Genomic DNA, 13889 nt, shown 5'->3' on the forward strand with positions numbered 1-13889 from the left:
GCTTCCTTTCCGTCTGTCCCCGTCGTCTACCGGATCGGCACACGCGGAGACCGCTGTCTATCACACCGTAGTAGTTCCGGTGCGGGCTCGTCGCCTGCACATACGGTCCGTCGATCAGGGGTGGGGGTCCTGTGGAGGTTCGCCGGCGGCGCGCCCGGCGTCGAGCCGCCGCTTCACGTCGAACGTCATGACCTTGCCGGCGACGCGGCGCCGGTGATTCATGGCGGCGAGGTCCCACTCCCCCGCCTTCTCCGGCGGCATCCCGGCCGGTTCGCAGTGCAGGAAGTAGTGCACGATCGCGCCGTCGAGCATCGGCTCGAGCCAGACCTCCATCGTGCCGGTCAGCGCGCCGCCGACCGACCACCGGATGCCCTTCTCGGCTCGGTCCTCTCGGACCGTCAGGTCCAGGTCGGGCCACCACGACCGCCAGCGGCGGGGCTCGGCGATCTCGGCCGCGATCCGGCTCGGCGCCGCGGCGATGAAGGCCTGATCGGCCACCTGAATGCTGCTCACGGGGACAGCTTCACACACGACCGGTCCCGGCTCTTCCAGGGGGTTGCGCGGGCCGCGGCCGGACGGCCGGTACGTCAGGCCAGCAGCCGCCGCAGCTTCTCGCCGAGCACGTCCCACCGCCATTCGGCGCCCACCCAGGCACGGCCGGCTGCGCCCATCGCCGCCGCGCGGTCGCGGTCGGCGAGGAGGTCGGCGACGGCGGCTGCCACCGCCGCGACCGAGGTGCCGTCCACGACGACACCGGTCTCTCCTTCCCGCACGGTCTCCGGCGCGCCGCCGGAGCGGCCCGCCACCACGGGCACCCCGGTGGCGGAGGCCTCGAGATAGACGATCCCGAGACCTTCGACGTCGAGGCCGGCGCCGCGCGTACGGCACGGCATCGCGAACACGTCCGCGATGGTGTGGTGGGCGGCGAGTTCGGCGGCCGGCACTCCTCCGGTGATCACGACGTGGTCCTCGACCGCGACGGTGCGGGCCAGTCTGCGGAGGCGGTCGTGGTACGGGCCCCCGCCGACGATCACGAGCACCGCCCCGTCGACGCGGCGCCGGATCTCGGGCAGCGCACGGATGAGCATGTCCTGGCCCTTGCGCGGCACGAGCCGGGACAGGCACAGCACGGTGGGGCGGTCCCCGAGGCGGTACCGGGCGCGCAGTTCCGCGCGAGCTGCGGGATCCGGCCGGAACACTTCGGTGTCCACGCCGGACGGCAGGTGCTCGAGACCGGCGCCGGGACCGAACGCCGAGGCGAATCGACCGCGGGTGTACCGGCTGACGTAGGTGACGGCGTCGGTGGTGTCGCCGATGCGGCGCAGCGCCTGCCGTCCGGCGGGCACCATCGACCACCCGACCTCGTGCCCGTGGGTGCTGGCCACGATCCGGCGGGCGCCGGCGCGGCGCAACCCGGGGGCGAGCAGGGCCAACGGGGCCGCAGCGCCGAACCACACGGTCTCGCAGCCGCGGTCGGTCATGAGCTGGGCCGCCCGCCGCGCCACGGCGGGGGTCGGCAACATCAGGGTCGTGGGGTGGCGGACGACCTCGAAGGGTTGCCGGGCGTCGAACTTCACGTGACTGTCCCCGCGCCATCGCGGAGCGTAGACGACGAGGTCGTCCGGCGGCACCTGGGCCGCGAACGCTTGCAGATAGGACTGGATCCCCCCGGGCCGGGGCGGAAAGTCGTTGGTGACCAGCAGCGTTCGGGGCATGCGCTCACGGTAGGCGGTGCTGCGGGCGGCCCCGGCGGCGGGTCAGCCGACGGGTGCCGGCACCTGCGTTTCGAGCCGGCCCCGCCATCGGTCGACGAGCTGCTCCACGTCCACACCGAGCACGTCGCCGACGGCGGCGTCGAGTTCCCGGGGGTCGGCAGGCCCGGCGGCCAGCCGCCGGTACAGCGCGGTGAGCCGCTCGCTGCCGAACTCCTCGGCGACGAACGTCGCGATCGACCATGCGCTCTCGTACGCCAGGCGCGCGCCGTCGCCGGCGAAGTCGGCGTCCGCGGGCAGCGTGGTCGGCGCCCCGCGCTCGGCGACCACGGCGGCGAGGGTGGGCGCGATCGCGGCGAGATCGCCGCCGGTGCCGCGGTAGCCGACGTAGTCGGCATAGCCTTCGAGGATCCACAGCGGTGACCCGTCGACGGTGTCGGTGCGCGCCGCGACGTGGGTGAGTTCGTGACGCAGGATCGCCCGCAGGCCCGCCCGGTCCAGCCGCTGCTCCGCGGCGGGACTGAAGACGATGCGCTGACCGGTGGTCTCGCCCCGCTCGTGATCGACGGCGTCGGACACCGCGACGGCAGCGATGTCCGCGCCGTTGTAGCGGCTGCCGACCTGGGTGGTGAACTCGTCGTGCGAGGCGGTGACGAGCACGAGGGCGCGGCGGGGCCATCCGGTTCCCCACACGGCGTCCACGGCCTCGACGGCGGCGGCGAGTTCGGCGGCGATGTCGGCGACGAGGGACGAGTGCTCGGGATGGCCCACGACGAGGGACCGGCTCCCGGCTCCGGTGTCCACGGCCCGGACCTCGAGTGGGCCGTAGTCCCACGGCCCCCGCCAGGTGGTGGTTTCCGCGCCCGGCAGCGGGCGGTCGTCGACGAGGTGCCACTGCTCCCCCCGGCGGGCGAGGACCACCGTCACGGGCTTGCGCGTCGGTTCGTCGTCGATCCCTTCGACGGCGTAGCGCAGCAGGACGGTGAGGGCACGGGCCTCGTCGGCGCCGAGCCGGGCCGCCAGGTCGTCGGGGACGTCGGTGCCGAGGTCCGGACCGAGCTCGTAGGCGAAGTCCGCCAGCGGCAACGCGGCGAGGGCCTCCGCGCGGCGGACCTCCGCGTCGAGCAGTCCCGGGCGGGCGCGGGGATCCACGACGGTGGCGAGTACCGCCGGGTCGGCGGTGCGCACGGCCCGGGACCATGTGTCGAGCAGTTCCTGCACGGCCCGGTGCGAGCCCGGTTCCGCCGGGCCGTCGTCGGGCGTGAACGCGAGCGAGAGGCCGACGGCCAGGACCGCGACGACCAGTCCGGCGACGCCGAGCCGCTCCCACCGGCGGCTGCCAGGGGGGCGGGGCGACGAATCGGGCGCGGGCACGGCGGCCAGTGTAGGTCGCGCCCACGACGGCGCCGCGGGGGCGGCGCGGCGGACGTCAGTACCGGCGGGCGTTGTGGAACGGCATCCGGTCCATCGGGGCGACCTTGACCGGCACTCCGTAGGTGGAGGCGTGCAGGACGTTGCCGTTACCCGCGTACAGCCCCACGTGCGAGGCGTCGTCGTAGAAGGTCACGACGTCGCCGGGTCGGAGCTGATCGCGCGGGACGGGGGTGCCCCCCTGCGCCTGGGCCTGACTCGACCGCGGCAGGTCCTTGCCGATCTGCTTGTAGGCCCACACCACCAGACCGGAGCAGTCGAACTCGGAGGGACCGGCGGCACCCCAGCTGTACGGGCTGCCGATCCGGGTCATGCCGGCTTGCAGGGCACCGCTGCCGCTGCCGGGGGCCAGGCTCGACAGGATCTTCTCGGCATCGAATCCCGGGGGGAACGGGGTGCCGGCGAGGGTGGCCTTCTCCTCGGCGCTCAGGTCGGCGAACGCGGCGAGCACCTCGTCGATCCGGGCCTCGAGTTCGCTCTGCTGCCGCTGCAGTTCGTCCCGCACGACCTGGGCCTGCTCGGCGGCGGCGCGCGCCTGGTCGGCCGAGCGCTGGGAGGCCAGCGCAGCCTCCGTGGCCGCGGCCGACGCGGTGCGGAATCCCGCGACCTGGTCGGCGGTCTGGTGGGCGATGACGTCGAGCGCCGCCATCTGGTCGAGCAGCTGCTGGGGCGACTCGCTGACCATCAGAGCGAACAACCGGTTGGTGCGGGCGCCGCGATAGTTGGCGACGGCGAGCTTGTCCACCGTGGGCCGGAAGACGGCGAGTTCCGCTTCCGCGGCGGCCAGCACCTCCCGGTCGCGCGTCAGAGCCGCGTCGGCGGCGCGCTGGGCCTCGACCTTCGCGTCGAGGTCGATTCCGGCGTTGTGCAGCGCCTCGGTGGTCTGCTCGGACTTGCGTGACAGCTCGGCCAGCCGCTCCAGTGCGGCGGTGGGGCTCTCCCCCACCGGGTCGGCGCCGGCCGGGGCGGCCACCGAGAACACCGCGAGGAGCACCCCGATCACCAGCGCCCGAAGCGACGGTTTCGTCCAGTCCACCACCACGGGACCAGGTCCTTTCGTTCGACGTTGCGCACCCGTTACCCGAAAAATCTCGATCAGGTTACGGAAGGGCTCCGGGTCGTGTCTACCCGCCGGTAGCTCCGGCTGCGCCGGGCAGTGCGGCCCCGGAGCGCCAGCGGGGGCGGACCGGCGTCGACCGGTCCGCCCCCGCTGCACTGCGTGACAGTCGTGGAGTCGTCGCTCAGTAGCGGCGGGCCCCGTCGACCGGCATCGAGTTCATCGGAGCGATCTTCACGGGCTGACCCGAGGTCGACGCGTGGATGACGTTGCCGTTGCCGATGTAGATGCCGGAGTGGCCACCGCCGTAGAACGACACGACGTCGCCGGGCTGCAGGGCGGAGACGTCCACGGCCCGGCCGGCGGAGGCCTGGTCGTAACTGGTGCGCGGCAGGTTCAGACCGGCCTGCTTGTAGGCCCACTGCACCAGTCCGGAGCAGTCGAAGGCATCAGGACCGGCGGCGCCGTAGACGTAGGGGGCGCCGAGCTTGCTGTGGGCTGCGTCCACGGCGCGCTGGGCAACCGAGGTCACCGGCGCGCTGAAGGGCGCGGCCGGAGCCGGTGCGGCACCCTGCGGGGCCGGCGGGACGAGGTTGGTGACCTCCGGCGGAAGGGTCACGCCGGCCGGCAGGTCGAACGAGCCGACGCCGGGAATGGTGATCGGCTCCGCGAGGGCGGGACCGGCCGAGACGGTGACCGCACCGAGAGCGAGGGCACCGGCAACGACAGCGCGCCGGACGGTGCGCTTGGAAATCTGAGACGCCACGAGGGGTTTGCTCCATTTCTTCCGTTCGTCCGCCGACCGAGTTAGCTGACGGGTTCGGGCTGGGAAGATCAGCCCTACCCCTCGTTCCGCGGTGACGGTCGGAGGGGATTCACCCCAGAGGACAACGTGGGTCCCCGGCTCGGGCACCCGCTGTGGATGCGCCGATTAGGCGGTGACCGAGCGGCGTCTCCCCTCTGGTGGTTCGACATCCTCACCGCTTGGTCTCGAAAAGATTACGAAATCGCATCGGAGGATGTCGAGCTTCGACGCTTCATGGGCCGCAGATTGACAGATATGCCCGATTCGGGCCGCACGACCCCGGCCGCGCGATCACGGAAACGTAACGGTCGGTTCGAGGGCGACGGCCCCGGCGGCGGTGGCCGGCACGCCCCGGGGCCCGCCACCGGCCCGCTGACACGTCGTCGCAGGTCCCGCGGGCGATCTCCGCGGCGAGGACGCCTGCGACACCGCCCGTCGCGGCGACACGCCCCACCGTGCCACCCGGGTCGCTACCCCGTCGGGGCGGCGCCCACACCCACACGGGTGATCGACGATGTGATCCTCGTCTCGTCGAGCCGGGTCCGGGCCTCCGACCCTCTTTTTCCCTCCGGTTGGTGCCGGATCCCACTCCCCGCGGTGTCGGACCCGGCTCCTACCCTGACGACGTGACCGTGCCCCGACGACCCGACCCTGCCGTCGGGGTGCAGCTCGGGTTCGACGAACTGGACACGCCGTTGCGGGAGACGCTGTTCGTCGTCGTCGACCTCGAGACCACCGGCGGCAGCTCCACGGACGACGCCATCACGGAGATCGGCGCGGTCAAGATCCGCGGCGGTGAAGTACTCGGTGAGTTCGCCACGCTCGTCGACCCGGGCCGGTCGATCCCGCCGAACATCGTCCAGCTCACCGGCATCACCACCGCCATGGTGTGTTCCGCGCCCCGGATCGAGCAGGTCCTGCCGTCGTTCCTCGAGTTCGCCGCAGGGGCCGTGCTCGTCGCGCACAACGCGGGCTTCGACGTCGGCTTCCTGCGGGCCGCGGCGTCCCGCACCGAAGTCGCGTGGCCGCGGTTCACGGTGCTGTGCACGGTCAAGCTCGCGCGCCGCGTGCTCGGCCGGGACGAGGCCCCGTCCGTGCGACTGTCCGCCCTCGCCGAGTTGTTCCGCGTGTCCACCACGCCCACGCACCGCGCGCTCGACGACGCCCGGGCCACCGTCGACGTCCTGCACGCGCTCATCGAGCGCGTCGGGAACCAGGGTGTCCACAGCCTCACCGAACTGCGGGACTACCTGCCGGCGGTCACCGCGGAGCAACGCGCCAAGCGGTCCCTCGCGGCACACCTGCCGCGACGGCCCGGCGTGTACCTGTTCCGCGGGCCCTCCGACGAGGTGCTGTACATCGGTACGGCCGTGGACCTGCGCCGCCGCGTGCGCAACTACTTCACGGGTTCCGAGACCCGGCCCCGGTTGAAGGAGATGGTGGCGCTCACCACCCGGATCGACCACGTCGAATGCGCTCATGCACTCGAGGCCGGGGTGCGGGAGCTGAGACTGCTGGCCGCGCACGCTCCGCCCTACAACCGCCGCTCCAAGTTCCCCGCGCGGGGCTGGTGGATCACCCTCACCGACGAGGCGTTCCCCCGGCTGTCCGTCGTGCGGACGCCCGCCGCGGCTCCACCGCATCCGGTCGGCGGCCCCACGGTCGACGCCGTCGGTCCGTTCTCCTCGCGGGCCGACGCCGTCGCCGTGGCCACGACCGTCGCCGAGTTCTGCCACCTGCGGACCTGCACCCGCCGCATACCCCGCACGAAGCGACACGGCGAGCACTGCCCGCCGGACGCCGTCGGAGCCTGCGCCGCGGCAGCCGCCGGACTGCAGACCCCCGCCGAGTACGCACGGCAAGTGGACCTCGCCCGCGCCCTGCTCCGCGGAGAGGACGACGAGCCGCTGCATCGGATGCGCCGAGGCATCGAACACCTCGGCGCCGCCGAACTGTTCGAGAGCGCGGCCAGGTTGCGCGACCGCACGGCCGACGCCGTGCTCGCACTGCGCCGGACGCAGCGCCTGGCCGCTCTCGCGGCGGTGGACGAGCTGATCGCTGCCCGCCGGCGGGCAGAGGGCGGCTGGGAGTTCGCGGTGATCCGGGCGGGCCGGCTCGCGGGGGCGGGAGTCGCTCCACGCGGCGTCCCGCCGATGCCCGTGGTCGACGCGATCGTCGCGGCAGCCGAGACGGTGCGACCGACGACCGCCCCGCTGCGGGGTGCACTCGTCGAGGAACTCGGACTACTGGTCCGCTGGCTCCACGACGACGGCGTCCGCATCGTCCGAACCACCCAGGGCTGGTCGGAGCCGCTCCGCGGCGCCGGCGCCTGGGCGCAATGGGGCGAACGCGCCCGGACGGCACGTGCCGGGGCCGAACCGGTCCCCGTCGCGCACCCCCTACGCTGAGTGCTCGCCCGCACGTCCGTTCCCGGCAGTCGAGGAGAGCCCATGATCCACGCCATCGTCCTGATCCACGCCGACGCCCACCGGATTCCGGAGACCGCTCAGGCGGTCGCCGATCTGGCCGGTGTCGACAAGGTGTACTCGTGCGCCGGTGACATCGACCTGATCGCGTTGCTGCGGGTGCGGGACCACGAGGAGATCGCCGAGGTCGTCACCCGCGGGATCAACAAGCTCGAGGGCGTGGCCAAGACGGCGACGCACATCGCCTTCCAGTCGTACTCGAGCGCCGATGTCGAGGCCGGGTTCTCGATCGGCGAATAGGACGGAGCCCCGCCCGTCCCGCGTTCACCTCGCGCCGGCGAGCCGGGTGGTCACCGCGATCCGGCGGCGAGCCGGGTGGTCACTTCGGCCCAGCGGGCAAGGACCGCCGCCGCAGCGCCCGAGTCCAGCGCCTCGGCGGCCGTCTGCATCCCCGCTGCCAGGGCACTGGCGAGCGACCCTTCGAACCCCCGGAAGGCGGCGATCGCCCCGGCGGCGTTGAGCAGGACCGCGTCGCGCACCGGCCCGTGCTCGCCGGCGAGGACCGCCCGCGCGATCGCGGCATTGTCGGCGGCGTCGCCGCCGCGCAGCGCTTCGAGCGGCACCCGGGCGACGCCCAGGTCGGTGGGGTCGAGGCTCACGGTGCTCACGTTGCCGTCCCGGACGACGTACACCGTCGACGTCGTGGACGTGGTCAGTTCGTCCAGGCCGTCGTCCCCCCGCACGACGAGAGCCGAGTTGCCCCGCTCGGCGAGGACCCCGGCGACGGTGCCGATCAGCTCCGGGAACGCGCATCCGATCAGCCCGGCGCGGGGCCGGGCCGGGTTGGTCAACGGCCCGAGCACGTTGAACACCGTGGGAATTCCGATCTGCTTGCGCGGGGCGGCCGCGAACCGGAGCGCGGGGTGGTAGACGGGTGCGAAACAGAACCCGATACCGGCCTCGGCGACCGACGCCGCGACGGCCTCGGGACCGAGATCGATGTGCACGCCCAGCGCTTCGAGCACGTCCGCGCCGCCGCTCTTCGACGACGCCGCCCGGTTGCCGTGCTTGACGACCCGGATCCCGCACGCAGCCACCACCAGCGACGCCATGGTGGAGATGTTGACCGTGTTCGCCCGGTCCCCTCCGGTGCCCACGATGTCGACGACGTCGTCGTCCACCGGCACCAGGCGCGCATGGGCGAGCATCGAGTCGGCGAGGCCGAGCAGTTCCTCGGGGGTCTCCCCCTTCATCTTCAGCGCGACGCCGAAGGCGGCGATCTGCGCGGCCGTGGCGTTGTCGGACATGATCTCGTCCATCGCCCACTGGGCCTCCGCCCGGGCGAGGTCGCGTCCGGCGGTGAGCGCACCGAGGACCGCCGGCCAGCTCCGGGCCACCGCATCCGCCTGTAGTCCAGCGTTCATCGCACCTGCCCTCGCCGCATCTCGCTCCTTGTGTCCGACGCCGTCGTCGGCGGCGCACGGAGGAGCTTAGTCAGCGCCCGTCGCCGGCTGCAGGGCGTCCCACCCCAGCGCGGTGCCGCCGAGGCGCTGGGCGAGAGAGGCCATCCGTGACCGTTCCTGCGAACAGTGCAGCGCATCGAGGACCTGCACCCGCTGCAGCAGGACGGCCTCGAGGCCGGTCCCGGCCGGGTGCGCGGGCTGGGCGGGGGCGTACCCGTCCTGTGCACACAGGGCGATCGCCTGCTCCACCGAATCCGCCGGCAGTTCGAGGTGATGGCGCAGCACGGCCTCCGCCTCCGGGGACCACCCCGGTTCCGCCGCCGAGCCCCGCTCGAGGGCGGTCGAACAGGCCTCGACGTCGTCGAAGGACGAGACCACCACCACCAGGTCCGGCCGCGCCGGATCGAGCGGCTCCGGACGCTTGCGTGAGAACACCCGGAGGACTCGGCTCCAGACCCCTGCACCACTGCTCATCGCACCACGATCCCATGCTCGGCGACGGGGCGCGACGACCCCCCGAAACGGGGACTCACAGGCCGGTCACCAGCAAAGACGCGCCGATTTCAGCCCCGAGTGTCCAAGAGTTACTACGAACAGTCATACTTGCGAACGTGACGAGCGCAGTAGGGACTTCAGGAACTGCAATCACCCAGCGCGTGCACTCGCTGAACCGGCCCAATCTGGTCAGCGTCGGCACCATCGTGTGGTTGTCCAGTGAGCTCATGTTTTTCGCAGGGCTCTTCGCCATGTACTTCGTGGCCCGGGCGCAGGCCGACGGCAACTGGCCGCCGGAGCCTGTGCATCTCAATCTGGCGCTGGCGGTGCCGGTCACCCTCGTGCTGATCGCCTCCTCCTTCACCTGCCAGATGGGTGTGTTCGCCGCCGAACGCGGCGACGTGTTCGGCCTCCGCCGGTGGTACATCATCACCCTGCTCATGGGCACGTTCTTCGTGCTCGGCCAGGGCTTCGAGTACAGCCAGCTGGTCGCGGAAGGCGTGACGATCTCGAGCATGGTCTGGGGGTCGGTCTTCTACATCACGACCGGATTCCACGGCCTCCACGTCATCGGCGGTCTCATCGCCTTCGTGTTCCTCCTCGTACGCACGAGGGTCAGCAAGTTCACGCCGGCGCAGGCCACCGCAGCGATCGTCGTCTCCTACTACTGGCACTTCGTCGACATCGTGTGGATTGCGCTGTTTGCCACGATTTATTTCATCCGTTAGCCAGCTGAACGCCCAGGCAGCCCCCTGACGTCCAGTCCGTCCCGACATACCAAAGGGATACAGATGAGTTCATCCCCACCTCTCGCTTCCGAGGGTGACATGCCCGGTCAGTCCGCGGCCGCGTCCGCCAAGTCCCGCCGTCAGCGCAAGCTGCGCCGCCGCGTCACCGGTGCGCTGGTGCTCGCCCTCGGCCTGCTCAGCGCGGGCTTCCTCGCCTCCGCGCTGACCCCCGCGCCGCAGGTGGCGACGGCGAACGAGGACCAGTCGGCACTGATCCGCGAAGGCAAGCAGCTCTACGAGACCTCCTGCGTCACGTGCCACGGCGCCAACCTGCAGGGTGTGCAGGACCGCGGACCGAGCCTGATCGGTGTCGGCGAGGCAGCCGTGTACTTCCAGGTCTCCACCGGCCGCATGCCGATGATGCGCAACGAGGCCCAGGCCCTGCGCAAGACGCCGAAGTTCGACGCGGCCCAGACGGACGCCCTCGGCGCCTACATCCAGGCCAACGGTGGCGGCCCCACGCTCATCCGCGACGAGAACGGTGAGATCGCGCAGTCCTCGCTGCGCGGCGACGACATCGCGCGCGGCAGCGAACTGTTCCGCCAGAACTGCGCCTCGTGCCACAACTTCACCGGCCGGGGTGGCGCACTGTCGTCCGGCAAGTTCGCGCCCGTCCTCGACCCGGCGAACGAGCAGCAGATCTACACCGCGATGCTGACCGGTCCGCAGAACATGCCCAAGTTCTCCGATCGTCAGCTCACGCTGGAGGAGAAGCAGGACATCATCGCCTACGTCAAGGCGTCCAGCGAGACGCAGAGCCCCGGCGGATACGGCCTGGGCGGCTTCGGCCCCGCATCCGAGGGCCCGACGATGTGGGTGGTCGGGATCGTCGCCGTCGTGGGTGCGGCACTGTGGATCGGAGCAAGGTCATGAGTGGCGGCGAAACGCCGAACAAGCACACGGTCGAGAATCTCGATCAGATGAGCCGCGACGATCTCGTCGCGCTCGGCACCAACCTCGACGGCGTGGACGTGGCGTTCCGCAAGGACCGCTGGCCCGTCGGGGGTACCCGCGCCGAGAAGCGCGCGGAACGCAACGTCGCCTTCTGGTTCGGGCTGGCGGGTGTGTCGGCTCTCGCGTTCATCGCGGTGTTCATCTTCTGGCCGTGGGAGTACCAGGGTCCCGGGGAGGACAACTACTCGCTGTACAACCTGTACACGCCGCTGCTGGGCCTGACCCTGGGTCTGGCCATCCTCGGCGTCGGCGTCGGCGCGGTGCAGTTCACCAAGAAGTTCATCCCGGAAGAGGTGTCGATCCAGGATCGGCACGACGGCGTCTCCTCGGAGGTCGATCGGCGCACGATCGTCGCGGAGCTCTCGGACTCGCTGGACACTTCCACGCTGCCGCGTCGCAAGCTGATCAAGCGCACCGCGCTGTTCGGTGGCGGCGCCCTCGGCCTCGGCCTGATCATGCCGCTCGGCGGCCTGATCAAGAACCCTTGGGCCGAAGGTGACGACTCCCCGCTGTGGGTCTCGGGCTGGACGCCCCGGTACCCGGGCGAGACGATCTACCTGCGCCGCGACACCGGCCGCGTGAACGACATCGTCCTGGTCCGCCCGGAGGACCTCGACGCCGGCGGCATGGAGACCGTGTTCCCCTTCCGCGAGTCCGATCGCGGTGACGAGCACGCCCTCCTCGAGGGCCTGCGCGGCATCCGCAATGCCGTCATGCTGATCCGCCTGCGCACCGAGGACACCGCGAAGGCGATCAAGCGCAAGGGCCAGGAGAGCTTCAACTACGGCGACTACTTCGCCTACTCGAAGATCTGCACCCACCTGGGCTGCCCGACCTCGCTGTACGAACAGCAGACCAACCGCATCCTGTGCCCCTGCCACCAGTCGCAGTTCAATGCTCTGGAGTACGGCAAGCCCCTGTTCGGTCCTGCTGCTCGCGCTTTGCCGCAGCTGCCTATTACAGTGAACGAAGAGGGCTTCCTCGTCGCCAACGGCGACTTCATCGAGGCTCTCGGTCCGGCATTTTGGGAGCGTCGCCCGTGAGTACTGCAACACCGTCCCGCGCCGCCCACGCGGCGGAGAACATCGACTCGCGCTATCACCCGGCGGCCGGGCTGCGGCGTCAGATCAACAAGGTGTTCCCCACCCACTGGTCCTTCCTCCTGGGTGAGATCGCCCTGTACAGCTTCGTGATCCTGCTGATCTCGGGCGTGTACCTGACGCTGTTCTTCGATCCGTCCCTCGCGCACGTCGTCTACGACGGCGCTTACACCCCGCTGCGCGGCGTCACCATGTCGCGCGCGTACGAGACGACCCTGGACATCTCGTTCGAGGTGCGCGGCGGTCTGTTCGTCCGGCAGATCCACCACTGGGCTGCGCTGATGTTCGCCGCGTCGATCATCGTGCACCTGCTGCGCGTGTTCTTCACCGGCGCGTTCCGCCGTCCGCGCGAGGCGAACTGGGTGATCGGCTCGCTGTTGCTGATCCTCGCGATGTTCGAGGGCTTCTTCGGCTACTCGCTGCCCGACGACCTGCTCTCCGGCACCGGCCTTCGCGCCGCACTGTCCGGTATCACCATCAGCATCCCGGTGATCGGCACGTGGATGCACTGGCTGATCTTCGGCGGCGACTTCCCGGGCATGCTCATCATCCCGCGCCTGTACGTTGCGCACGTCCTGCTGCTTCCGGGCATCATCCTCGCCCTGATCGCAGCCCACCTGGCGCTCGTCTGGTACCAGAAGCACACGCAGTTCCCCGGCCCCGGCCGTACCGAGCAGAACGTCGTCGGTGTCCGGATTCTGCCGGTGTTCGCCGTCAAGTCCGGCGCGTTCTTCGCCATCACCTTCGCGGTGCTGGCCCTGATGAGCGGTCTGCTCCAGATCAACCCGGTCTGGAACATCGGCCCGTACAACCCGTCGCAGGTGTCGGCCGGCTCGCAGCCGGACATCTACATGATGTGGACGGACGGCCTGGCCCGGATCTGGCCGGCCTGGGAGATCTACCTGTTCGGCCGGTACACGATCCCCGCGGTGTTCTGGATCGCGGTGATCATGGGCCTGGTCTTCGCGGTGCTGATCGCCTACCCGTGGATCGAGAAGAAGTTCACCAAGGACGACGCGCACCACAACCTGCTGCAGCGTCCGCGGGACGTCCCGGTCCGGACCGCGATCGGCGCGATGGCCCTGACCTTCTACGCCATCGCGACCATCATGTGCATCAACGACATCATCGCCTACAAGTTCGACATCTCGTTGAACGCGATGACGTGGATCGGCCGCATCGGCATCCTGCTCGGCCCGCCGCTCGCCTACTACCTGACCTACCGGTTCTGCCTGGGCCTGCAGCGCAGCGACCGTCAGGTGCTCGAGCACGGCATCGAGACGGGCATCGTCCGTCGCCTGCCGCACGGCGAGTACATCGAGATCCACCAGCCGCTCGGCCCGGTGGACGAGCACGGACATCCGATCCCGCTCGAGTACCAGGGTGCTCCGGTGCCCAAGCGCATGAACAAGCTCGGCACCGCCGGCAAGCCCGGCGCGGGCAGCTGGTGGAGCGCGGACCCGGCCGAGGAGGCGACCGCCCTCGAGGCCGCGCACCACGAGGCGGAGGTCGAGCAGCGCGCCATCCTGAGCGAGTACCAGGAGCGCGTCCACGGCACGCCGACGGACGGTGACGGCCGGGCGCACTGACGTCGTCCGTCCGAAGCTGAGGCCCCGAACCGCACGCGGTTCGGGGCCTCTGCCGTTCGGGACCGCTGC

13 protein-coding genes and 1 riboswitch are annotated in these 13889 nt (G+C 71.0%); of the genes, 6 read left to right on the plus strand and 7 right to left on the minus strand.

The genetic code is table 11. The features are described from left to right. Nucleotides 1-114: 114 nt before the first annotated feature. The 5 genes from ACM26Y_RS14695 to ACM26Y_RS14715 all read right to left on the minus strand — a co-directional run bounded on the left by ACM26Y_RS14695 (nucleotide 115) and on the right by ACM26Y_RS14715 (nucleotide 4966). On the minus strand, nucleotides 115-513 hold the full coding sequence (locus tag ACM26Y_RS14695) for a hypothetical protein (RefSeq protein ID WP_054373700.1): 399 nt from the start codon (nucleotides 511-513) through the stop codon (nucleotides 115-117). Between the two features lie 74 nt (nucleotides 514-587). Continuing rightward, the gene (locus ACM26Y_RS14700; protein WP_416061260.1) at nucleotides 588-1715 is read right to left on the minus strand and encodes a glycosyltransferase family 4 protein; all 1128 of its coding nucleotides are present in this window, start codon (nucleotides 1713-1715) and stop codon (nucleotides 588-590) included. 42 nt (nucleotides 1716-1757) lie between these two features. Then, a complete protein-coding gene (locus tag ACM26Y_RS14705) occupies nucleotides 1758-3086 on the minus strand; it encodes a hypothetical protein (protein ID WP_416061261.1) in 1329 nt (442 codons plus the stop codon). A 55-nt stretch (nucleotides 3087-3141) separates the two neighbouring features. Continuing rightward, nucleotides 3142-4185, minus strand: coding sequence for an NlpC/P60 family protein (locus ACM26Y_RS14710; protein ID WP_416061262.1), 1044 nt, complete (start codon nucleotides 4183-4185; stop codon nucleotides 3142-3144). Nucleotides 4186-4384: 199 nt separating this feature from the next. Next, nucleotides 4385-4966 carry a C40 family peptidase gene (locus ACM26Y_RS14715; RefSeq protein ID WP_003934126.1) on the minus strand — a complete coding sequence of 194 codons (582 nt, stop codon included), beginning with the start codon at nucleotides 4964-4966 and terminating at the stop codon, nucleotides 4385-4387. Between the two features lie 14 nt (nucleotides 4967-4980). Further along, nucleotides 4981-5148, minus strand: a riboswitch (cyclic di-AMP (ydaO/yuaA leader). A gap of 489 nt (nucleotides 5149-5637) precedes the next feature. Between ACM26Y_RS14715 and ACM26Y_RS14720 the strand changes: the two genes are divergently transcribed. Together ACM26Y_RS14720 and ACM26Y_RS14725 are read left to right on the plus strand one after the other, a co-directional pair. Further along, nucleotides 5638-7413: a DEDD exonuclease domain-containing protein gene (locus ACM26Y_RS14720; protein ID WP_416063682.1), complete on the plus strand. Its 1776-nt coding sequence runs from the start codon at nucleotides 5638-5640 to the stop codon at nucleotides 7411-7413. A gap of 42 nt (nucleotides 7414-7455) precedes the next feature. Beyond that, nucleotides 7456-7731 (plus strand): Lrp/AsnC family transcriptional regulator, encoded by a 276-nt coding sequence (locus ACM26Y_RS14725; RefSeq protein ID WP_003934124.1) that lies wholly within the window; start codon nucleotides 7456-7458, stop codon nucleotides 7729-7731. Between the two features lie 50 nt (nucleotides 7732-7781). Here ACM26Y_RS14725 and trpD read toward each other — a convergent pair whose 3' ends face one another. Then, complete coding sequence (trpD, locus tag ACM26Y_RS14730) at nucleotides 7782-8855, minus strand: anthranilate phosphoribosyltransferase (protein ID WP_200863096.1); 1074 nt, start codon at nucleotides 8853-8855, stop codon at nucleotides 7782-7784. Between the two features lie 66 nt (nucleotides 8856-8921). Further along, nucleotides 8922-9368: a hypothetical protein gene (locus ACM26Y_RS14735; protein WP_052033882.1), complete on the minus strand. Its 447-nt coding sequence runs from the start codon at nucleotides 9366-9368 to the stop codon at nucleotides 8922-8924. Nucleotides 9369-9505: 137 nt separating this feature from the next. Here ACM26Y_RS14735 and ACM26Y_RS14740 point away from each other — a divergent pair, with 137 nt between their 5' ends. The 4 genes from ACM26Y_RS14740 to ACM26Y_RS14755 all read left to right on the plus strand — a co-directional run bounded on the left by ACM26Y_RS14740 (nucleotide 9506) and on the right by ACM26Y_RS14755 (nucleotide 13820). Next, complete coding sequence (locus tag ACM26Y_RS14740; protein WP_003934121.1) at nucleotides 9506-10117, plus strand: heme-copper oxidase subunit III; 612 nt, start codon at nucleotides 9506-9508, stop codon at nucleotides 10115-10117. Between the two features lie 63 nt (nucleotides 10118-10180). Next, nucleotides 10181-11050, plus strand: a complete 870-nt coding sequence (locus ACM26Y_RS14745; RefSeq protein WP_040780777.1) for a c-type cytochrome — start codon at nucleotides 10181-10183, stop codon at nucleotides 11048-11050. Beyond that, on the plus strand, nucleotides 11047-12174 hold the full coding sequence (locus tag ACM26Y_RS14750) for a ubiquinol-cytochrome c reductase iron-sulfur subunit (protein WP_003934118.1): 1128 nt from the start codon (nucleotides 11047-11049) through the stop codon (nucleotides 12172-12174). The genes ACM26Y_RS14745 and ACM26Y_RS14750 overlap by 4 nt, the downstream gene beginning before the upstream one ends. Further along, nucleotides 12171-13820, plus strand: coding sequence for a cytochrome b (locus ACM26Y_RS14755; RefSeq protein ID WP_040780775.1), 1650 nt, complete (start codon nucleotides 12171-12173; stop codon nucleotides 13818-13820). Before ACM26Y_RS14750 ends, ACM26Y_RS14755 begins: the two co-directional genes overlap by 4 nt. The last annotated feature ends 69 nt before the right edge of the window (nucleotides 13821-13889 follow it).

Source organism: Rhodococcus indonesiensis (assembly GCF_047782815.1).
In the GTDB taxonomy this organism is placed as follows: Bacteria; Actinomycetota; Actinomycetes; order Mycobacteriales; family Mycobacteriaceae; genus Rhodococcus; species Rhodococcus indonesiensis.